Genomic DNA, 20,154 nt, shown 5'->3' with positions numbered 1-20,154 from the left:
GTGCTCTCCAGCCATGACCGCACTGACCGAGMAGGACCTCACCCTCCTCCGGGACGCCCTCGGCCCCCTCCGCGACCGGGAGCAGGTCGCCGAGCGGCTCCTGGAGTCCTCCCTGAAGCACTCCTTCGACCCCGAGACCGAACTCGACTGGGAGGCACCGGTCGAGGAGGGCAAGTGGTTCTGGCCGCCGGAGCTGGTGTCCCTCTACGACACCCCGATGTGGCGGCGGATGTCCGAGGAGCAGCGGATGGACCTCGCCCGCCACGAGGCGGCCTCGCTCGCCTCGCTCGGCATCTGGTTCGAGATCATCCTGATGCAGCTGCTCGTCCGGCACATCTACGACAAGTCCGTCACCAGCAAGCACGTGCGCTACGCGCTCACCGAGATCGCGGACGAGTGCCGGCACTCGATGATGTTCGCCCGGATGATCGAGAAGGGCGGCGCGCCCGCGTACCCCGTGCCGCGGATCTACCACAACCTCGCCCGCGTGCTGAAGACCGTCTCCACCACTCCCGGCTCCTTCGCCGCGACGCTCCTCGGCGAGGAGATCCTGGACTGGATGCAGCGGCTGACGTTCCCGGACGAGCGGGTGCAGACGCTGGTGCGCGGGGTGACGCGCATCCACGTGGTCGAGGAGGCCCGGCACGTCCGGTACGCCCGCGAGGAGCTGCGGCGCCAGATGGTGACCGCGCCGCGCTGGGAGCAGGAGTTCACCCGGCTCAGCTGCGGCGAGGCGGCCCGCGTCTTCTCGGTCTGCTTCGTGAACCCCCGGGTGTACGAGAACGTCGGTCTGGACCGCCGCGAGGCCGTGGCCCAGGTCAGGGCGAGCGGCCACCGCCGCGAGGTCATGCAGTCGGGCGCCCGGCGCCTGACGGACTTCCTCGACGACATCGGCGTCCTGCGCGGCCCGGGGCGGCGGCTCTGGAAGTCCTCCGGACTCCTCGCCTGAGCACCACCCGGCGGAGTTACGCTGCGGGCATGACCAGGAGCCCCGTCCCGCCCGCGTCCCCCGCCCCGGCCACGCCGACGGGGCCGGCGGCGACGCCCGCGTACCGCCGGCTCAGCGTCGAGGAGCGCAGGATCCAGCTCCTCGACGCGGCACTGACGCTCTTCGCGCACCACGCCCCGGACGCCGTCTCGCTCGACGACGTCGCCGAGGCGGCGGGGGTCTCCCGGCCGCTCGTCTACCGCTACTTCCCCGGCGGCAAGCAGCAGCTGTACGAGGCGGCGCTGCGCTCCTCGGCCGACGCGCTGGAGCGGTGCTTCACCGAGCCGCCCGTCGGCCCGCCGACCGAGCGGCTCGCCCGCGTCCTGGACCGCTACCTGGCCTTCGTCGACCAGCACGACGCCGGGTTCAGTGCCCTGCTGCGCGGCGGCAGCGTCGCCGAGACCTCCCGGACCACCGCCATCGTCGACGAGGTGAGGCGGTCCGCGGCCGAGCAGATCCTCGTCCACCTCAGCGTCGGGCGGCCCGGAGCCCGCCTTCGGATGATGGTCCGGACGTGGATCGCGGCCGTGGAGGCCGCCTCCCTGATCTGGCTCGACGAGGAGAAGCAGCCCCCGGCGGAGGAGCTGCGGAACTGGCTGGTCGACCACCTCGTCGCACTGCTCGCCGCGACCGCCGCGACGGACGGGGAGACGGCCGAGGTGGTCAGGCGGCTCCTGGCACTGGAGACCCCGGAGGGTCCGGTCGGCTCGCTGGCCCGTCGGGTGACCCCCGTGGTGAGCGAGGCCGCACACCTCATATGAGACTGGTGGCGTGAGAAGCGAGAACACCCCCTTTCGCGGCGGCCCCCTGGACGGCCGGGCGCTGCCCGTCCTCGTCGGACCGACCGGACATCCGCCCAAGTGGTACGAGGTGCCGGTCCCGGGCGGCGACGGCGGCCCGCCGACGGTCCACGCCTACCGCCGGGAGCCGGCCGGGCACACCAAGCGGCTCGGCCTGCCGCGGGGCTGGGTGTACGAGTACGCCCCCGAGGGCCGCGCACGCCACGAGCTGAAGTGGCCGTGGTCCAAGCCGCGGACCTCGCCGCACCCGGAGGCGGGTCCTGGCGGAACGGAGTCGTCCGGACCGTGACCGGCCGAACCGCAGGAAGCGACCCGCCCGCCGCCGGCGGGCGGGTCGGTGAGCGGGTGGGCGCGGCCGGACCGGCCGCCGCTCCAGCCGAACGAGTGAGCACCTTGGGCCGTCTCGCCCCTTTGTGGGGTTATCTGACGAATTAACCGGTCCTCTCCCTCATCATCTCGATGGAGGTGATGACGTGTCAGGAAGGCTGCTGCGCACGGTCTGCACGGGGATGCTCGCGGCGACGACGGCCCTGACGGGCGCCCTCACAGGAGTGGGGCCGGCCGCCGCCGATCCGGGAGACCCCCCGGTGGAGGCGGCGACGGACGGACCGACGCCCCCCTCGGGCCTCCCGGACCCGGCCGAACAGGCCGGCCCCTCCGACTCCCCCGGCCCCGCTCCCGACGGCACGGCCGAGGGCGGGACGGCGGGCTCCACCAGCGACGCCGCGGAACTCGCGCCCTCCGGCGGGGGCTCCGTGGCCACGCTTCTGACCCGGCTGCACACGCTCTACCGGCAGGCCGAGCAGGCCACCGAGTCGTTCAACGCCACCGAAGAGGCCCTCAAGACCCAGACCGCCGACACCCGGAAGATCACCGCCGGCCTCACGGCCGCCCGCAGGGCGCTGGCCCAGGGCCGTGACGCGGCGGGCCGGATGGCGAGGGAGCAGTACCAGGGGCGCTCGGAGTTCTCCTCGTACCTGGAGCTGCTGCTCGCCCGCGACCCTCAGCACGCCCTGGACCAAGGGCATCTACTGGCCCGCGCGGCACGCGACCGGGCGTCCGCCCTCAGCCGGCTCGAGGACGCGGAGAAGAAGTCGGACGCCCTGGCGAGCGCCTCCCGCCGCGCGCTGGACCGGCAGCAGACGCTGGCCGCGCGGCAGCGGAAGCAGCGGGACGACGTCCGGACCCGCCTCGCCGAGGTCGAGCGGCTGCTCGCGACGCTGTCGACGGACCAGCTCGCACGCCTGGCCGAGCACGAGAGGACGCAGACCGCGGGCGCGCAGCGCGACCTGCTGGACTCCGGCGTGCTGGACGGGACGCGGACGCCGTCCGCGGAGGGGGGAGCGGCCCTGCGCTTCGCCGTCCGCCAGATCGGCAAGCCCTACTCCTGGGGCGCCGAGGGCCCGGACGCGTACGACTGCTCGGGGCTGACCTCGCAGGCATGGGCGAGCGCGGGCCGGGAGATCCCGCGGACGAGCCAGGAGCAGTGGCGGACCCTGCCGAAGGTGGAGCTGAGCGAGCTGCGGCCCGGGGATCTGGTGGTCTACTTCCCCGAGGCGACCCACGTGGCGATCTACCTCGGCGGCGGCCTGGTCGTGCAGGCCCCGCGCCCGGGCGCCCGGGTCAAGGTCTCCCCTCTCGCGGCGAACCCCCTGCTCGGCGCGGTCCGCCCGGATCCCTCCGGCGTGCCGCTGTCCTCGTTCACCCCGCCCGACCTCCCGTCCGGCGCCAGGGACGGCTCGGACGACGGCTTCGACGCGGATCTCGACGACGTCCCTGCCCCTGCCGCCGACTCCGACACCGGCCTCGACGCCGGCTGAGCACCTCCCCCGCCCGTGAGTCGCCCCGCCTTGAGGCCCTCGCCCGGCGGTGGGACGGGTGATCGGCGGCGTCCGGCGCCTTGCGTCCGGCGGCCTCGCCGCCTCCGCCGATCGGGTGAGCCGCGCCGCGTGTGCGGCGGGTCTCACCGCCGCCGGTATTCGAACAGGCGTATCATTTCAGTCGTGGCTGATTCCCCCTTCCCGCAGGACCTCGTCGACGCCCAGCTCCGCCTCCACCAGGCCCGGGCCGAGTACGCGGCGCTGTGTCGCGCACTGCCGTGGTCCGTCGAGCCGGCCGACGGCTGGCCCGGCACGAAGCACCCCCACACCGGCGAGACCACCGGCGGCCGGGAGCCCAGCCCCGGCTACACGGACGAACAGAAGGCGGAGGTCGGCCGCCTCATGGCCCTGGTGCGGGAGCTGACCGTCACGGTGTCCACGCATCCGCACTGGGCCACGCTGGACGCCGGCGAGCGCATGGGGGCGCGGATGGCGCTGAAGGGGCACCGCGCCGCCGAGGCCGCGCCGGTCGCCGACGCCGCGGCGTAGCGGGGGCGGGCCGTGCTGTCGATATCCGAGCGCCTCGCGAAGCAGCGCACCCTGCGCGACTGGCTGCGCTGGCAGCTCACGCAGACCGACCGGACGATCCGGGAGCTGGAGGCCGAGGAGAAGGAGGAGAAGCGCCGGAGGGACGTCGCCCGCGCCGAGATGATGTGGAAGATCCAGCCCGCCCGCGCGGTGGAGGGCGAGCCGATGCTGCACCGCGGCGGCTGCGGCCTGTACACGGGCGCCGGCCTGCTCGGGGCGGAGGAGGTCGTCACCGCGCTCCGCGAGTTCCCCGGCATGACGATGTGCGAGATCTGCAATCCCTGGGGCAGCCTCGCCGGCCTCGGAATCGAGAAGCCGCCTCCGCGACGACTCCCCGGCGGTGGCGCCGTCCAGGGGAAGGGAAGCTGACGACGCGTCGGGGTCGAGCCGGAGCTCGCCACATCTCCCTTACACATCAAGGTGGTTGAGGGGGTCTGGTGACGATTGCCGCACTTGACGGCATATCAGGGAACGGACCGTCAGGGCGTCACCACGCCGCGTGGACCATGAGTAAAGAAGTGGCTCCCGTGTCGACATTCTTCTTGTGAAGATTGAACACATCACAGGATGGTCACTAAGGTCGGAACTCGAACCTTCGCGCGATCGATCACCCATCCGGGGTGACGGCGAAGGAACCGCCGCGTCCGTGACGTGCACGGAGCCGGGGATTCCCTCCCCCCACAGCCCGGTAGGCGGCTCGAGGAAGAAGGAGCTCGCCTTCGTGGCGTCCCACCGTCGACCCAAGCAGCCGAGCCGCACCCGCGTGACCGTGCTCACCGCGACCGCCACAGCAGCAGTGGCGCTGTCCTCCCAGGCGGCCCACGCCGACCCCAAGCCGACCAAGAGCGAGGTCAAGGCGAAGGTCGACAAGCTCTACCACGAGGCCGAGGAGGCCACCGAGAAGTACAACGGCGCCAAGGAGCGGCAGGACAAGCTCAAGAAGCAGGTCGACACGCTCCAGGACCGGGTCGCCCGCAGCCAGGGCGAGCTCAACACCCTGCGTGGTGAGCTCGGTCTGCTCGCCACCGCGCAGTACCGCTCCGGTGGACTCGACCCGTCGGTCCAGCTGCTGCTCTCCTCGGACCCGGACAGCTTCCTCGACCAGGCATCCGCTCTCGACCAGGTGACGGTCAAGCAGGCGGAGTCGCTGCAGAGGATCCAGGCGAAGCAGCGCGCGCTCGGCCAGCAGCGTCGGGAGGCGCAGGCGAAGATCGCGGACCTCGCCGAGGTCCGCGAGACGCTGGGCAGGAACAAGCAGAAGTTCCAGGGCAAGCTCGCCGAGGCCCAGAGGCTGCTCAACACCCTGACGGTCGCCGAGCGGGCCAGGATCGCCGAGGACGAGCAGCGCGCCGGCCGGGCGGCCGGCGACCGGGTCGAACTCGGCAACGAGGTCCCCGCGTCCGCCCTCGGCGCCGAGGCGCTCCGGCAGGCCGCCACCCGGGTGGGCAAGCCGTACGTCCGCACCGCCACGGGGCCCAACTCCTTCGACTGCTCGGGCCTGACCCAGTGGGCGTACGCCCAGGCCGGCGTCCAGATCACCCGCACCACGTACACCCAGATAACCCAGGGCACCCGCATCGCGCGCAGCCAGCTGAAGCCGGGCGACCTGGTCTTCTTCAGCAACACCTCGCACGTGGGCCTCTACGCGGGCAACAACACCGTGCTGCACGCCCCGTACCCGGGCGCCTACGTCCGCTACGAGTCGATGAGCACGATCGGCAGCTACCAGACCGCGGTCCGCATCTGACCCCGCCCCGGACATCCTGCGTCCTCCCTGGTTGCCGCACGGCCCACGCACGCCCGGCACAGAGACCCTGCACGCCACGAACACCACCGCGCGCGGCCCGGGCCTAAGTTCAGCTCTGGAGACACCGGAGCGTGAACGGATGCGCTGGGGCCGCCCCCAGCCTGGCGTCCGGCGCACCATCGAGTGCGGCGGCCCGTGACAGCCGTGCCTCCATGCCTCCTCGCGTCCCGCGAGGAAGGGGCAGAGTTCCCTCTCATGGAGAAAAGATGAGTCTGATCAAGAAGGCTGCCACCACGGGCGGGGCCGTCGCCCTGGCCTTCGCCGGAGTACTGGGGTCCGCCGGCCAGTCGCTGGCCGCGTCGAACGGCCAGCAGATCCACTTCCACGACAACAGCGGCCTCGTCTACTCCATCCGCGTCGAGGGCCCCAACCAGAACGGCGACGTGGCATCGGGATGCTTCGCCACCCCCGGCAAGGACACCTATGTCGGCGGCTGGTGGTGGAAGGGGGAGGTCACCGTCACCTTCTACAAGAACAACTCCTGCTCCTTCGCGACGTACTACGGGGACACGAACGCGTGGGTCCCCACCTCGCAGAGCGGTGACTGGACCACCGTCTACTCCTGACCCGGCCGCATCCCTCCCGTGGTGCCCTCTCTTCGGGCATGGAGGGGGCCGGACATCCGCCCGGGGCGCGATGCGCCGGGGAGGCGCGGAGCCGGAGCCGGAGCCGGGGGAACGCTCCGCCCGGTCCGGGCCGCCCCGGGCCGACGAAGGGGCGCCGCCGGTGGCGACAGCCACCGACGACACCCCTTCAGCAGCGGGTCGGAACCCCGTCAGGCCCCCGTGACCGAGGCCAGGTACGCGGACGTCTTCTCCGGGTCGAAGAAGAAGTTCTCGAAGTCCGCCGGGTTGTCGAAGCCGTTCGCGAAGCGGTCCGCGACCGGCTGGAGCTGGCCCGCGGCGCCGATCAGGTTGAGGACGTGCTCCGGCGGGACGCCCAGCATCGCGTTCGTCCACTTCGTCACGTGCTGCGCGGTGTCCCAGTAGCGGTCGAAGGTGGCCTGCATCCACGCCTCGTCGAACGCCTTGTCGCCGTTCTCGACGATGGAGGCGAGGTACGCGGCCGCGCACTTGGACGCCGAGTTGGAGCCCTGGCCGGTGATCGGGTCGTTGGCCACGACGACGTCGGCCACGCCGAGGACCAGGCCGCCGCCGGGCAGCCGGCCGATCGGGTTGCGCACGGTCGGGGCGTAGCGGCCCGCGAGGGTGGCGTTGGCGTCGGTCAGCTCGACCTTGGTGGCCCGCGCGTACTCCCAGGGCGTGAACTTCTCCATCAGCTCCAGCGTGAGCGCCAGGTGCTCGGAGGGGTCCTTGACGCCCTGGAAGACGTCGAGCGGGCCGCCGGGGACGCCCTCCCAGAAGAGGATGTCCGCACGGCCGCTGGTCGTCAGGGTCGGCATGACGAAGAGCTCGCCGACTCCCGGGACGAGGTTGCAGCGCACCGCGTCGAAGTCCGGGTGCTCGGGGCGCGGGCCCAGGCCGTGGACGTAGGCGACGGCCAGCGCGCGCTGCGGCTCGCTGTACGGGGAGCGGGCGGCGTCGCGGCCGAACATGGAGACCAGCTCGCCCTTGCCGGCCGAGACCAGCACCAGGTCGTAGCTGCGGGAGAAGTAGTCCAGGTCGGACACGGCGGCGCCGTGGATGACGAGCTGGCCGCCGCGCTGGGCGAAGGTCTCCATCCAGCCGGCCATCTTCACGCGCTGGTCGACGGACTGGGCGTAGCCGTCCAGCTTGCCGACCCAGTCGATGACGCGGGAGGAGTCGGGTGCGGCGACGGAGACGCCGAGGCCCTCGATCCGCGGGGCCTGGGACTCCCAGAAATTGATGCCGAGGTCGCGCTCGTGCTGGAGGGCGGTGTCGAACATGCACTGGGTGGACATGACCCGGCCGGACCGGATCTCGTCCGCCGTGCGGTTGGACATGAGGGTGACCTCGTACCCCTGCGACTGCAGTCCGAGGGCGAGCTGGAGGCCGGACTGGCCGGCCCCGACGATGAGTATCTTCCGCATGGCGGGGTTCCTAACGGGTTATTCAGGGGTGACTTCGAGGGCGTGCGAGACCATCGCGAGCAGGGACTCCACCACGCTGTACCGCTTGCGCGCGTCCATGATCACGACCGGCACGTGCGGGGGCACCGTCAGGGCCTCGCGGACGTCCTCGGCCTCGAACAGCTCGGTGCCCTCGAAGTGGTTCACGGCGACGATGTACGGCAGCCCGCAGCTCTCGAAGTAGTCGAGCGCCGGGAAGCAGTCCGTCAGCCGGCGGGTGTCGGCGAGCACGACCGCGCCGATCGCGCCGCGCACCAGGTCGTCCCACATGAACCAGAAGCGCTGCTGCCCCGGCGTGCCGAAGACGTACAGCACCAGGTCGTCGTCGAGGGTGATGCGGCCGAAGTCCATGGCCACGGTCGTGGTGAGCTTGTCGGGCGTCGAGGTGAGGTCGTCGGTCTCCTCGCTCGCCTGCGTCATCAGCGCCTCGGTCTGCAGCGGAGTGATCTCCGAGACCGCCCGGACGAAGGTGGTCTTGCCGACGCCGAACCCGCCCGCGACGACGACCTTGGTCGCGATCGGGGCGCGGGTGTGGTCCAGCTGCCAGTCCCGCGCACCGTCCTCGGCCTCCGGTGCCGGCGGGCCGGCCTGGGGCTGGACGGGTATGCCGGCGGTGGCCGGCGGATCGGAGACGGCGGAGGCGTCAGAGACGACGGAGTCCACTCAGCACCCTTTCGAGGAGCGCGCGGTCGGGCTGGCCGGTGCCGTGACCGGTCCCGTACACACGGATCTTTCCCTGGTCGGCCAGGTCGCTCAGCAGCACCCGGACGACTCCCAGCGGCATCTTCAGGAGCGCCGAGATCTCCGCGACGGTGCGCATCCGGCGGCAGATCTCGACGATGGCCCGCATCTCCGGCATCAGGCCGCGGGCGGCGCGCCCGCCGTCCGTGAGCACCCTGCGCTCGGGCGCCGCTTCGAGGGCCGCCACGAACGTCTCGACCAGGAGCACGTGCCCGAAGCGGGTCCGGCCTCCGGTGAGCGAGTACGGGCGTACCCGTGCGGGGCGACGGGACGCCTCCCCGCGGACCGGCAGCTTGTGGGCATGGAACGCCGACGGCACAGACGTCACTGGGTGCTCTCCATCGATTTGCGCAGCTCGCTGCGGAGTTCGGGGGTGAGTACATGTCCGGCGCGACCGACGAAGAGCGCCATGTGGTACGCGACGACGCTCATGTCGCAGTCGGGCGTGGCGTGCACGCCGAGCAGCGAGCCGTCACTGATCGACATGACGAAGACGCTGCCCTCGTCCATGGCCACCATGGTCTGCTTCACTCCGCCGCCGTCCATCAGCCGGGCCGCGCCGATGGTGAGGCTGCCGATGCCGGAGACGATGGTCGCCAGGTCGGCGCTCGATCCGCGGGGCCCGCCGGGGCGGCCTCCCGTGGGGGTGGCGGCGCTCTGCGCAGCCGGGTCGGACGAGAGCAGGAGCAGCCCGTCGGACGAGACCACGGCGACGGAGCGGACCCCTGGCACCTCCTCGACGAGGTTGCCCAGCAGCCAGTGCAGGTTGCGGGCTTCCGTGCTCAGTCCGAATGTTCCGGTCGCAGTCAACTGCGTGCCTCCTCGACTGTGTCCCCCGTCTTCTCCTCGGTACGTGCTGCGTGTGCGGCTTCGTGCCGGTCGGGCGCGGTCCCCGCCTCGATCTCGGCCTCCACGTCCTGGCGGCCCTTCTCGGCGCCGCGGTGGAAGCCGCCGAGTCGGCGGCGCAGGGCCTCGGCGTCGACACCGCCCGTGCGGGGGGTGACGGGGGCGTCCGCCTGCCGGACTATCTGCGGGGTCCGCTTGGGCAGTCCCTTGTCGGTGAGCCGCTGGGCCTGCCGCGCGGGCGGCTGCTCCTCGACGGCACGCTCGTGGCTGTCCGGCTCGGCCGGCAGGTCGGGCAGCCGGACCTGCAGGGTCGTCTCGGAGACCGACTCCTCGGCGCCGGTGGGCGACTCGAGCTCCGGCGCGGACGCCTGGGCCGGCACGGTGGCGGGCGTGTGTGCGGACTCGGCGGTCGTGTCGGCGGTCGCCGCGGACTCGGCCTCAGGGGTGGGCTCGGCCCGTGCGGGCTCCTGCGCCGGTTGCCACGCGCGCTCCGCGGCGGGCTCGTCCGCCGCGAGCGGTCCGGCGGGCTGGGCGGCGTCGGCCGGGTCGGTGGTGCCGGCCGCCGGCGGGAGCGGCGCGGACGCGCCGGTCGCGGGTGCGGACTCGTCGAGCGGCTCCGCCGCGGGCTCGGTGGCCGGAGTCGTCCCGGTCGTACCGGCCGCCTCGATGGCCTGTTCCGCGGCCTCGACGAACGGGTCACGGGCCCGGGACGGCAGCGCGTTGGAGTTCGCCTCGGCCACCGAACCCGGCAGGTTCAGGGTGGGAGCGGCGCCCGCGACCTGCACGGTCGCCGGGACGGCGGTCGGCGGCGCGGTCGGCAGCAGGGACGGCGGGAGGACGACGACGGCCGCGATGCCGCCCTGCTTCTGCTCCCTGAGCTCGACCCGTACGCCGTGCCGGGCCGCGAGGAGGGCGGCGACCCGCAGGCCGAGTCCCTCTCCCTCGGTGTCGGCCGGGTCCGCCTCGGCCAGCCGGGCGTTGAGCTCCGCGAGCCGCGACGCGGTCATGCCGATGCCCTCGTCCTGGACGGAGAGCATCACCTCGCCGGACTCCAGGACCCAGCCGGAGAGCTGGACCTGGGCGTCGGGCGGGGAGAAGGAGGTCGCGTTCTCCAGGAGTTCGGCGACCAGGTGGCTGAGGTCGTCCGCGGCGAAGCCGGCGATCTGGGCGTGCGGCGGCAGGGACTGGATGGCGACCCGCTCGTACCGCTCGATCTCGCTGACCGCGGCGCGCAGGACGTCGACGAGGGGCACCGGGCCCGCGTGGCCGTGGACATGCTCGTGACCGGCGAGGACCAGCAGGTTCTCGCTGTGGCGGCGCATGACGGTCGCCATGTGGTCGAGCTTGAAGAGGGTGGCGAGCCGGTCCGGGTCCTGCTCGCGCTCCTCCAGCTTCTCGATGACGCCGAGCTGGCGCTCCACCAGGCCGAGGCTGCGCAGGGAGAGGTTGACGAAGGTGTGCTGGACGCTGTCCCGGAGCCGGGTGAGCTCGGCGCTGAGCAGGGCGGTCTGGCCCTGGAGCTCGGCGCGCTGGGCGGCGAGGTCGACGGCGAGGGCCTCGCGGGCCCCGGCCTGGTCGGCCCGTTCGCTGTCGAGCTGCTCGGCGCGCAGGGCGAGCGCGGCCAGCTTGCCCTGGAGGGTGTTGAGGGACCGTACGACCTGGGCGAACTCGTCGTTGCGGCCGGTGAAGCGGACCGGCTCCTCGGTCTCCGGGGCGGCGGAGAGGCGGGCGGCGCCGATGCGCAGGACGGCGAGCGGCCGGGTGAGGGTGCGGGCGACGAAGGTGGAGATGCCGACGGCGACCAGCAGGCAGCCGCCGAGGAAGGCGATCCGCAGCTCGAGGGCGGTGACGTCGTCGTCGCGGAGCTGGGCGAGCCGTTCCACCTGCTGGGTGGCGAGGGCGGACTCGACGCCGCGCATCTGCTCGATCCGGGCGGAGAGCGCGGCCTCCAGCTTCTCGGGGTCGGTCTTCCGCTCGGACGTGCTGAGCTCGGGCTGGTCGGCGAGGCGGGTCAGGTAGCGCTCGGCGTTCTTGACGTCAGGGCCGGTGACCGTGGCCGCGAGGGAGTCGCGGGCGGGCGCGGTGGCGGACTGGTCGAAGTCGGCGAGGGCGGCCTGTTCGCGCACCCGGGACTGCTGGGCGGCGGCGGTCAGTGCGTTCCGCTGCCGTTCGGCCTCCTCGGCGCCCTCGGCCCGGTCGGGCACGTAGGTGCCGCTGATCGGGTCGTAGTGGGTGCCGGTGGACTCGGGCCGGGGGACGGCGAGCGCGGCGAGGAGGAGTCCGCGGACGGCGGAGGCCTGCTCGACGGCGCGGCCGAGGTCGCCGGGCGCGCGGGTGGCCTCGGCGGCGCGGGCGGGGGTCTTCTCGGCGAGCTCGTCGGCGAGCGCCTGGAGCTTGCCGATGACCTCGCTGTAGGCCCGGTGGGCCTCCAGGGCGGTGCCCTTGCCGGTGAGCGCGGTGCGCCGGATGGAGGTCAGACCGGCCAGGTCGCGACGGAGGTCGGCGGTCGCGGCGGGCCGGATCTCGTCGATCTGGCGGTCGACGCGCGCCGAACGCGTGCTGGTGACCTGGCGCTTCTTCTTGTCGTCGGCGTCCTGCTCGTCCCGGCCCGCCGCGATGTACGCCACCACCTCGTCGCGCTCGTCGGCGAGGGAGTGGGCGAGGGTGACCGCCTGGCGGTCCAGTTCGGCGAGGGTGACCAGACGCTGGGAGTCGGTCAGTTCGCCGGAGGCGGTGAGGACGGCGGGGGCGCCGGCGGCGAGCACGGTGACGCCGACGAGGGCGACCCCGGCGACCAGGCGGTTCCGGACGCGCTTGGGGCGGCCGACGGGCGGGGCCGCGGGCACGGCGGAGGCGCCGTCGGCGCCGGGGCCCGCGGCGTTGCCCGTGGTCAGCGGGTCACCAGGGGTCCGGCTCGGCGTGCCGTTCTTGGTCCGAGGCCGCTTCTTCTGCACCGGTGCTCGCATTCTCGACTCGTCCACCCATGAAGCAGAGGTGACGACCGGTCACCACTCAGAGCGCCCCCACCCCTGGTATGGCTCTCGACCATTCCAGCGCTTCTGGGAAGGGGACGCGCATCGGCCGCTCCGCCACCCGAACGAGTGAACAACACTCATGAGTTGGCAAACAACTCCCCATGGAGGTTGCCGCGGCCGTTCCCGGGGGGCCGGTTGGATCTTCCGCGCGGGCTTTGGCAGGATGCCCGCCCGCAGCTTCTCGGACGGGACGGTTCCGCCCGGCGGCACGACGCCGACGGCTTGGTACGGGCCTTATTCGGCCGTCTGGAGACGCTGTGAAGGAGTGATGCAGGCCGGGCAGACTGAGGATCATGCGCACCGAAGTGGTCACCCTCCCCGGCAGCCCCGAACGCCCTAATGAAGACTGGGCAGGTGCAGCTCTGCCGGGTCCCGGCGGCGGGGGCACGGTGGTGGTGCTCGACGGGGTGACTCCCCCGGCCTGTGATGACGGTTGTGTGCACGGCGTCCCCTGGTTCACCGCCCGCCTGGGTGGCGCTTTGACCGAACTGTCCGCTTCGCGTCCGGACTTGACGCTGACCGGGATCCTGGGGCTGGCAATCCGGCGCACCGCGGAGGCCCATCGCGGCACCTGTGACCTTTCTCACGTACGCACTCCCCAGGCGACCGTCGCCCTGGCCCGGTGGGACGCGGACACGGTCGAGCACCTGGTGCTGTCCGACGCGGCGCTCCTCCTGGAGGCGCCGGACGGCGCCGTGCGGGTCGTGCTCGACGACCGGCTGGACCGGGTGCCGCCCGAGGTCCTGCGCTCACCGGAGGCGACGGACCGGCTGCGCAACCGGGAAGGCGGCTTCTTCACGGCGGCGGCCGATCCGGCGGTGGCGGACCGGGCGGTGACCGGGACGACGCCCCGCTCCGGGGTGCGGGCCCTCGCCGCGCTGACGGACGGGGCCACCCGCTGGGTGGTGCCGTTCGCGGAGGGCGACTGGGCGGACTGCGCCGGGGTGCTGCGCGCGGAGGGGGCGTCCGGGCTGATCCGGCGGGTCCGGGCGCGGGAGGCGGCGGACGGGGCGGCCGGAGTCACCCGGCGCGGAAAGCTCCACGACGACGCGACGGCGGTCTATGCCGTGCTCCCGGACAGGCCGTAGGGGGTACCTCAGGCCTCCGCGCGGGAGTTCAGCTGGTGCAGCAGCCGGGCCAGTTCGGCGACCTCGCCGCGGTCCCAGTCCGCGAGCTTGCGGACGTAGCGCCCGCGCCGGGCGTCGCGCACGTGGCGGAAGCGGTCCCGGCCCTCCTCCGTGAGGCGGACCAGGGAGGCGCGCCCGTCGGCCGGGTCAGGGTCGCGGGCGACGAGGCCGAGGTCCTCCAGGGCACGCAGCTGGCGGCTCATGGTCGCCTTGCCGACGCCGAAGTAGCCGGCGAGGTCCGTGGCGCGCTGCGGGCCGGCGTCGTCGAGCCGGACGAAGAGGCCGTAGGCGGCGGGCTCCAGTTCGGGGTGGACCTCGCGGGCCATCTCGCCCGACTGCGCGCGGGCACGGCGCAGAAAGACCGCCAGTTCGCGCTCCAGGGCGAGGAACTCCTGGTCCACACCACTTCTGGAGGCGGACTCGCCTTCACTCGCCGTACCGCTTCCGTGCACGTCAGCCCCCTCGCGCGGGTTTCCCGTCGCTGAAAGTTTCTTCCCGGCGGCGGTCATCGCCGCAGCTCCTTCAGTATTTCGCAGGAGTAGACCAACGGCAGCACCCGGACCCCCTTCCGCCGGTGGGTCTACGTGCGTAGCGTCGTCCTCGGCTCGCTGACATGTCCACACCAGGACCTGTCGACATCGCTCCCCCCACTGACCTGTTCGGAGGCACGCTATGCCCGCGCACAGATCCAGAACGACTCTCGCCGGTGTCGCCCTCGCGGCGCTCGCCCTCCTCCCCGTCGCCGCGTCGGGCTCCGCCAGTGCGGCGCAGGACCCCGGCGCCCGCCAGGTCCCCGCCCGCGGGACCGCGTACATGGGCATGGGGGTCCTCCAGCACGACGGCCAGGGCGCACAGCCCGGCGGAATCTCGATCCAGGCCGGCCAGACGGAGGGCGTGGACGTCTCCAGCCACCAGGGGAACGTGGCCTGGTCGACGCTGTGGAACAGCGGGGTGAGGTGGGCCTACGTCAAGGCGACGGAGGGCACGTACTACAAGAACACCTACTTCTCGCAGCAGTACAACGGCTCGTACAACGTCGGCATGATCCGCGGCACGTACCACTTCGCGACGCCCGACACCACGACGGGCGCGGCGCAGGCGGACTACTTCGTGAACAACGGCGGCGGCTGGTCCAAGGACGGCAAGACGCTGCCGGGCGCGCTGGACATCGAATGGAACCCGTACGGCGCCACCTGCTACGGCAAGACCCAGTCCGGGATGGTCGCGTGGATCCGCGACTTCGTGAACCGGTACAAGGCGCGGACCGGCCGCGACCCGGTGATCTACACCGCGACCAGCTGGTGGACCCAGTGCACCGGCAACTACGGCGGCTTCGCCACGACCAACCCGCTGTGGATCGCGCGCTACGCCTCGGCCGTCGGCGAACTCCCGGCCGGCTGGTCGTACTACACGATGTGGCAGTACACCTCGACCGGCCCGACGGTCGGCGACCACAACCACTTCAACGGCGACCTCTCCCGGGTCCAGGCGCTGGCCAACGGCTGACGCCCCGCCGCTGACACGACGTGCCGACGGCGACTCGCGGCCGACGACGACCGAGGGGCGTCGGCGGGCGGCGGGGGAGTACGGCGTCGGCCCGACGGCGGCCTCCCGGGTGTGCGACACACCCGGGAGGCCGCCGTTTCCGCGATTCCCCGATCCACCCCCCTTGCTCATTGGTATGGACCAATGCGAGGCTCTGGGGCGGCGCGTGCGGGGACCCAACTCCCGTGCGCTGTTCGGTCGTTGCTCGTCACGTACTCCCCCACGCACGAGAGAGAGCCCCGCATGCCGTCCCTCCGCGTCCGCCCCGCCCACCGTGCCGTCGCCGCCGGCGCCGCCCTGTCCGCCGCCGCGCTCGTCCCGCTCACCCCGTCCGTGGCGAGCGCGCACGGCGCCGTCTTCAACCCGGTGAGCCGGGTCGCCGCCTGTTACGCGGAGGGACCCGAGACGCCCAAGTCGCAGGTATGCAAGGACCTCGTCGCCGACTCCGGCACCCAGCCGCTGTACGACTGGAACGAGGTCAACATCGCCAACGCCGACGGGCAGCACCAGGCGCTCATCCCGGACGGCAAGCTCTGCTCGGCGAACCGCGCGAAGTACCGCGCGCTCGACTGGGCCCGCACCGACTGGCCCTCGACGGCGGTCGCGGCGGGCGCCTTCGACTTCCGGGTCCGGGTGACGGCCCCCCACTCCGGCACGATGACGGTCTACATCACCAAGCAGGGCTTCGACCCCACCCAGCCGCTGAAGTGGTCGGACCTGGACGCGACGCCGGTGGCCACGTACGCCACGACGCGGACGTCGGCGGAGGGCTACTACAACTTCACCGGCCAGCTGCCGGCCCGCACCGGACGCCACATCGTGTACAAGGTCTGGCAGCGCAGCGACAGCCCGGAGGCCTTCTACAGCTGCTCGGACGTCACCTTCGGCGGCGGGGCGACGGCGGCCGGGGCGCCGACCGAGTCGAAGATCGCGGCTGGAGCGGAGCGTTCGACGGTCAGCCACGCGGGCCACGGCGGGGACGAGCAGCCCCCGGCCCTGTCGGCCGAGACCGCCGGTACCGCCGCCTCCCCGCTCCCCCTGGCCCTCACGGGCGCCGGCGCCCTGACCGCGTTCGCGGTGAGCGGCCTGCTCCTGTCGCGCCGCCGCCCGTCCCGGGAGTCCTGACCCGCACGGCCGGGCGCCCGCCGGGCGGGCCCCGCGGACCGTGCGCCGTGATGCCCGGCCGGGCATCACGGCCGGGCATCACGGCCGGGCATCACGGCCGGGCATCACGGCCGGGCATCACGGCCGGGCATCACGGGAACGGCGGTGGGGCACCCCGGGGGGTGCCCCACCGCCGCCGTTCGCGGGTGGACCGTCAGGCCGCCGCGCTCACCGGCACCTCGGCCGGGGTCAGGGCGATCTCCAGGACCTGGCGGACGTCCGTCACCGGGTGGACCTCCAGCTTCTCCAGGATCTCCGCCGGGACGTCGTCCAGGTCGGCCTCGTTCCGCTTGGGGATCACGACCGTCGTCACGCCCGCCCGGTGGGCCGCCAGGAGCTTCTGCTTCAGGCCGCCGATCGGCAGGACCCGCCCGGTCAGCGACACCTCGCCGGTCATCGCCACGTCCGTGCGGACCAGCCGGCCGGAGAGCAGCGAGGCCAGCGCGGTCGTCATCGTGATGCCCGCGCTCGGTCCGTCCTTCGGGACCGCGCCCGCCGGGAAGTGGATGTGCACGCCCCGGTCCTTGAGGCCGGTCACGGGCAACTCCAGCTCCGCACCGTGCGAGCGGAGGAAGGAGAGCGCGATCTGCGCGGACTCCTTCATCACGTCGCCCAGCTGGCCGGTCAGGGTCAGGCCGGCCGCGCCCGTCTCGGGGTCGGCCAGCGACGCCTCGACGAAGAGGACGTCGCCGCCCGCGCCCGTCACGGCCAGCCCGGTGGCCACACCCGGCACGGACGTGCGGCGCTCGGCCGGGTCCTGCGCCGACTCCGGCACGTGGTGGGGCCGCCCGATCAGCGCGCGCAGGTCGTCCGGCGCGATGGTGAAGGGCAGCTCCCGGTCGCCGAGTTCGTGCTGTGCCGCGACCTTCCGCAGCAGCCGCGCGATCGCCCGCTCCAGGGTGCGCACGCCCGCCTCACGGGTGTACTCGCCGGCCAGGCTGCGCAGGGCGGCGTCCTCCAGGACGATCTCGCCGGACTCCAGTCCCGCGCGCTCCAGCTGCCGGGGCAGCAGGTGGTCGCGGGCGATGACGACCTTCTCGTCCTCGGTGTAGCCGTCGAGCCGCACCAGCTCCATGCGGTCGAGCAGCGCCTCCGGGATGGCCTCCAGGACGTTCGCCGTCGCCAGGAACACGACGTCGGAGAGGTCGAGTTCCACCTCCAGGTAGTGGTCGCGGAAGGTGTGGTTCTGGGCCGGGTCCAGGACTTCGAGCAGGGCCGCGGCCGGGTCGCCGCGGAAGTCCGAGCCGACCTTGTCGATCTCGTCCAGCAGGACCACCGGGTTCATGGACCCGGCCTCCTTGATCGCCCGGACGATCCGGCCGGCCTGCGCGCCCACGTAGGTGCGCCGGTGCCCGCGGATCTCGGCCTCGTCGCGTACGCCGCCGAGGGCGACGCGGACGAACGTGCGGCCCATCGCGTGGGCGACGGACTCGCCGAGCGAGGTCTTGCCGACGCCCGGCGGGCCGACGAGGGCGAGTACGGCGCCGCCGCGCCGGCCGCCGACCACGCCGAGGCCGCGCTCGGAGCGCCGCTTGCGCACCGCGAGGTACTCGGTGATCCGCTCCTTCACGTCCTCCAGTCCCGCGTGCTCGGCGTCGAGGACGGCCTTGGCGCCCTGGATGTCGTACCGGTCCTCGGTCCGCTCGTTCCACGGCAGTTCGAGGACGGTGTCCAGCCAGGTGCGGATCCAGGAGCCCTCCGGGGACTGGTCGCTGGACCGCTCCAGCTTCTCGACCTCCTTGAGGGCGGCCTCCCGGACCTTCCCGGGCAGGTCGGCCGCCTCCACGCGGGCACGGTAGTCGTCGGACTCGTCACCCTCGCTCTCGCCGTTGAGTTCGCGCAGCTCCTTGCGCACGGCGTCGAGCTGGCGGCGCAGCAGGAACTCCCGCTGCTGCTTGTCGACGCCCTCCTGGACGTCTTTGGCGATGGTCTCGGCGACGTCCTGCTCGGCCAGGTGCTCGCGCAGCTGGGCGGTGGCGAGCCTGAGCCGGGCGACCGGGTCGGCCGTCTCCAGCAGTTCCACCTTCTGCTCGACGGAGAGGAAGGGCGAGTAGCCGGAGTTGTCGGCGAGCGCCGAGACGCCGTCGATCTGCTGCACGCGGTCCACGACCTGCCACGCGCCGCGCTTCTTGAGCCAGCTGGTGGCCAGCGCCTTGTACTCCTTGACCAGTTCGGTCACGGAGCCGGGCAGCGGGTCGGGCAGGACCTCCTCGACGACGGTCCCCTCGACCCACAGGGCCGCGCCGGGGCCGGTCGTCCCCGCGCCGATCCTGACGCGGCCGCGGCCGCGGATCAGCGCGCCGGGGTCTCCGTCGGACAGCCTTCCGACCTGCTCGACGGTGCCGAGGACGCCGGTCCCCGCGTAGGTGCCGTCGACGCGGGGCACCAGGAGGACCCTGGGCTTGCCGCTGTCGGAGCGCGCGGCGGCCTGGGCGGCCTCCACCGCGGCGCGGACGTCGTTGTCGGACAGGTCGAGCGGAACCACCATTCCGGGCAGCACGACTTCGTCGTCGAGCGGCAGCACAGGCAGTGTCAGCGTCGAGTACTCCGTGGACTCAGGAGCCATGATCTCCCCTTCGGCAGTCAAGTTGAGCTATGTCGACTCAATGCAGCTGAGCCCCTGAATGTTCCCCCCACCCCGTTCGCTCTGAGCGATCACCTCCCCGCGCATCGTGAACAGGGGATGTAATGACTGGATGGATATGGGAGCTATTACATCCGCGTGGGTGGCCGGCTGGACCGTCTCCCGCGGCACGCCCCCCGCCGTCGCGCAGCCGTGGGGCTACCGGATCGACGTGGGCCTGCCGAAGCACGTCCTGCGCCACGTGCTGCCGGCGCCCGACGCCTCGTCGGTGGGCCGGCTGTGCGCGGAGATCACCGAGCCGTACACCTGGCTGAAGGTCATGGCGGCGCCGGACGCGGTCGCCGAGTGGATCACTCCGGGATGGACCGTGCCCGACGATCCGGGCTTCATGATGTGCAAGCGCCTGCACCCCTCCGGGCCGGGGAGCCGGCCGCCCGTCCCGGACGGGTACACACGGACGACGGAGACCCGCGACGGTGTCGTCCGGGTCAGGATCCTCGCCCCGGACGGCACGCTCGCCGCGCGCGGTCAGATCGCCCTCACGGGAGGGACGGCGGTCGCCGACCAGATCGAGACCGACCCCCGTCACCGCCGCCGCGGCCTCGGCGCCCAGGTCATGCACACCCTGGAGGCGGCGGCCGCCCGGGCGGGCGCGGTGACGGGCGTCCTGTCGGCGACGACGGACGGGCGGGGGCTGTACACGTCACTGGGCTGGCGGTACGAGGGGCCCCTGACCGGGATCGTCCGCGACTGACACGGGGACCCGCCGGCCGCGCGCGATCGACGGGACCAGAGCCGCGTCCGGCCCCGGAGGGGCGGGGCCGGCCGATCACGCGCGCCGCTCTCTGGTCAAGCGGATCGGGGGCGGGCATGCTCGGGTGCATGGCGACGGGGAACACAAGGGACAGGCGGTACACGGCGGGCCCGTGGGCCGCGACCGCGGTACTGGTGACACTGACGGCACTCACCGGCTGCGGGCCGGACACGCCTCCGCCGCCGGCCGCCCCGACGCCCGGCACGAGCACCGCGCCGGCGTCGCCGCCGGCGCGGTGCTCGTGC

Annotated in this window: 19 protein-coding genes; 12 read left to right on the top strand and 7 right to left on the bottom strand. The window is 73.0% G+C overall.

Annotation, left to right across the window (positions count from 1 at the left end):
• Positions 1-13: 13 nt before the first annotated feature.
• From EAO71_RS31685 to EAO71_RS31650, 8 genes are all read left to right on the top strand, one after another.
• Entirely contained in the window at positions 14-949 is a 936-nt protein-coding gene (locus EAO71_RS31685; RefSeq protein WP_147981217.1) for an AurF N-oxygenase family protein, read from the top strand.
• A 29-nt stretch (positions 950-978) separates the two neighbouring features.
• Entirely contained in the window at positions 979-1,749 is a 771-nt protein-coding gene (locus tag EAO71_RS31680) for a TetR/AcrR family transcriptional regulator (RefSeq protein WP_147981216.1), read from the top strand.
• A 10-nt stretch (positions 1,750-1,759) separates the two neighbouring features.
• On the top strand, positions 1,760-2,077 hold the full coding sequence (locus EAO71_RS31675; protein ID WP_147981215.1) for a hypothetical protein: 318 nt from the start codon (positions 1,760-1,762) through the stop codon (positions 2,075-2,077).
• Positions 2,078-2,261: 184 nt separating this feature from the next.
• Entirely contained in the window at positions 2,262-3,608 is a 1,347-nt protein-coding gene (locus tag EAO71_RS31670; protein ID WP_187282893.1) for a C40 family peptidase, read from the top strand.
• 183 nt (positions 3,609-3,791) lie between these two features.
• Complete coding sequence (locus EAO71_RS31665) at positions 3,792-4,157, top strand: hypothetical protein (protein WP_147981214.1); 366 nt, start codon at positions 3,792-3,794, stop codon at positions 4,155-4,157.
• Between the two features lie 12 nt (positions 4,158-4,169).
• Positions 4,170-4,565 carry a DUF6233 domain-containing protein gene (locus tag EAO71_RS31660; RefSeq protein WP_222723603.1) on the top strand — a complete coding sequence of 132 codons (396 nt, stop codon included), beginning with the start codon at positions 4,170-4,172 and terminating at the stop codon, positions 4,563-4,565.
• A gap of 352 nt (positions 4,566-4,917) precedes the next feature.
• A complete protein-coding gene (locus EAO71_RS31655; RefSeq protein ID WP_147981213.1) occupies positions 4,918-5,943 on the top strand; it encodes a C40 family peptidase in 1,026 nt (341 codons plus the stop codon).
• 266 nt (positions 5,944-6,209) lie between these two features.
• Positions 6,210-6,569, top strand: a complete 360-nt coding sequence (locus EAO71_RS31650; RefSeq protein ID WP_147981212.1) for a hypothetical protein — start codon at positions 6,210-6,212, stop codon at positions 6,567-6,569.
• Between the two features lie 209 nt (positions 6,570-6,778).
• Here EAO71_RS31650 and EAO71_RS31645 read toward each other — a convergent pair whose 3' ends face one another.
• The 5 genes from EAO71_RS31645 to EAO71_RS31625 are packed head-to-tail and all read right to left on the bottom strand — an operon-like array spanning position 6,779 to position 12,606.
• Positions 6,779-8,014 (bottom strand): styrene monooxygenase/indole monooxygenase family protein, encoded by a 1,236-nt coding sequence (locus EAO71_RS31645; protein WP_147981211.1) that lies wholly within the window; start codon positions 8,012-8,014, stop codon positions 6,779-6,781.
• Positions 8,015-8,032: 18 nt separating this feature from the next.
• A complete protein-coding gene (locus EAO71_RS31640; RefSeq protein ID WP_147981358.1) occupies positions 8,033-8,659 on the bottom strand; it encodes a GTP-binding protein in 627 nt (208 codons plus the stop codon).
• A 37-nt stretch (positions 8,660-8,696) separates the two neighbouring features.
• Entirely contained in the window at positions 8,697-9,122 is a 426-nt protein-coding gene (locus tag EAO71_RS31635; protein ID WP_147981210.1) for a DUF742 domain-containing protein, read from the bottom strand.
• Positions 9,119-9,604: a roadblock/LC7 domain-containing protein gene (locus EAO71_RS31630; RefSeq protein WP_147981209.1), complete on the bottom strand. Its 486-nt coding sequence runs from the start codon at positions 9,602-9,604 to the stop codon at positions 9,119-9,121. Before EAO71_RS31630 ends, EAO71_RS31635 begins: the two co-directional genes overlap by 4 nt.
• On the bottom strand, positions 9,601-12,606 hold the full coding sequence (locus EAO71_RS31625; RefSeq protein WP_147981208.1) for a sensor histidine kinase: 3,006 nt from the start codon (positions 12,604-12,606) through the stop codon (positions 9,601-9,603). The genes EAO71_RS31630 and EAO71_RS31625 overlap by 4 nt, the downstream gene beginning before the upstream one ends.
• 362 nt (positions 12,607-12,968) lie before the next feature.
• Here EAO71_RS31625 and EAO71_RS31620 point away from each other — a divergent pair, with 362 nt between their 5' ends.
• The gene (locus EAO71_RS31620) at positions 12,969-13,763 is read left to right on the top strand and encodes a hypothetical protein (protein ID WP_147981207.1); all 795 of its coding nucleotides are present in this window, start codon (positions 12,969-12,971) and stop codon (positions 13,761-13,763) included.
• 8 nt (positions 13,764-13,771) lie between these two features.
• Here EAO71_RS31620 and EAO71_RS31615 read toward each other — a convergent pair whose 3' ends face one another.
• A complete protein-coding gene (locus tag EAO71_RS31615; protein ID WP_147981206.1) occupies positions 13,772-14,254 on the bottom strand; it encodes a MarR family winged helix-turn-helix transcriptional regulator in 483 nt (160 codons plus the stop codon).
• 220 nt (positions 14,255-14,474) lie between these two features.
• Here EAO71_RS31615 and EAO71_RS31610 point away from each other — a divergent pair, with 220 nt between their 5' ends.
• Positions 14,475-15,308, top strand: coding sequence for a lysozyme (locus tag EAO71_RS31610; RefSeq protein ID WP_147981205.1), 834 nt, complete (start codon positions 14,475-14,477; stop codon positions 15,306-15,308).
• A 282-nt stretch (positions 15,309-15,590) separates the two neighbouring features.
• Positions 15,591-16,472 carry a lytic polysaccharide monooxygenase auxiliary activity family 9 protein gene (locus EAO71_RS31605; RefSeq protein ID WP_147981204.1) on the top strand — a complete coding sequence of 294 codons (882 nt, stop codon included), beginning with the start codon at positions 15,591-15,593 and terminating at the stop codon, positions 16,470-16,472.
• 193 nt (positions 16,473-16,665) lie between these two features.
• On the opposite strand, the gene lon is transcribed toward EAO71_RS31605, so the two are convergent.
• Positions 16,666-19,077, bottom strand: a complete 2,412-nt coding sequence (gene lon / locus EAO71_RS31600) for an endopeptidase La (protein WP_147981203.1) — start codon at positions 19,075-19,077, stop codon at positions 16,666-16,668.
• A gap of 160 nt (positions 19,078-19,237) precedes the next feature.
• On the opposite strand from lon, the gene EAO71_RS31595 reads away from it, so the two are divergent.
• The gene (locus EAO71_RS31595) at positions 19,238-19,849 is read left to right on the top strand and encodes a GNAT family N-acetyltransferase (protein WP_315986623.1); all 612 of its coding nucleotides are present in this window, start codon (positions 19,238-19,240) and stop codon (positions 19,847-19,849) included.
• Positions 19,850-20,154: the final 305 nt, after the last annotated feature.

Source organism: Streptomyces sp. MS191, assembly GCF_008042125.1.
Lineage (GTDB): Bacteria > Actinomycetota > Actinomycetes > Streptomycetales > Streptomycetaceae > Streptomyces.
The sequence above is the reverse complement of the archived record's forward strand: the minus strand, read 5'-3'. Positions and strand labels throughout refer to the sequence as shown.

What these genes read in the sequence shown, in the direction of transcription:
- EAO71_RS31680 (WP_147981216.1), top strand. Translation starts at nt 979, where the DNA reads ATGACCAGGAGCCCCGTCCCGCCCGCGTCCCCCGCCCCGGCCACGCCG.
- EAO71_RS31650 (WP_147981212.1), top strand. Translation starts at nt 6,210, where the DNA reads ATGAGTCTGATCAAGAAGGCTGCCACCACGGGCGGGGCCGTCGCCCTG.
- EAO71_RS31645 (WP_147981211.1), bottom strand. Translation starts at nt 8,014, where the DNA reads ATGCGGAAGATACTCATCGTCGGGGCCGGCCAGTCCGGCCTCCAGCTC.
- EAO71_RS31625 (WP_147981208.1), bottom strand. Translation starts at nt 12,606, where the DNA reads ATGCGAGCACCGGTGCAGAAGAAGCGGCCTCGGACCAAGAACGGCACG.
- EAO71_RS31620 (WP_147981207.1), top strand. Translation starts at nt 12,969, where the DNA reads ATGCGCACCGAAGTGGTCACCCTCCCCGGCAGCCCCGAACGCCCTAAT.
- EAO71_RS31610 (WP_147981205.1), top strand. Translation starts at nt 14,475, where the DNA reads ATGCCCGCGCACAGATCCAGAACGACTCTCGCCGGTGTCGCCCTCGCG.
- EAO71_RS31605 (WP_147981204.1), top strand. Translation starts at nt 15,591, where the DNA reads ATGCCGTCCCTCCGCGTCCGCCCCGCCCACCGTGCCGTCGCCGCCGGC.
- lon (WP_147981203.1), bottom strand. Translation starts at nt 19,077, where the DNA reads ATGGCTCCTGAGTCCACGGAGTACTCGACGCTGACACTGCCTGTGCTG.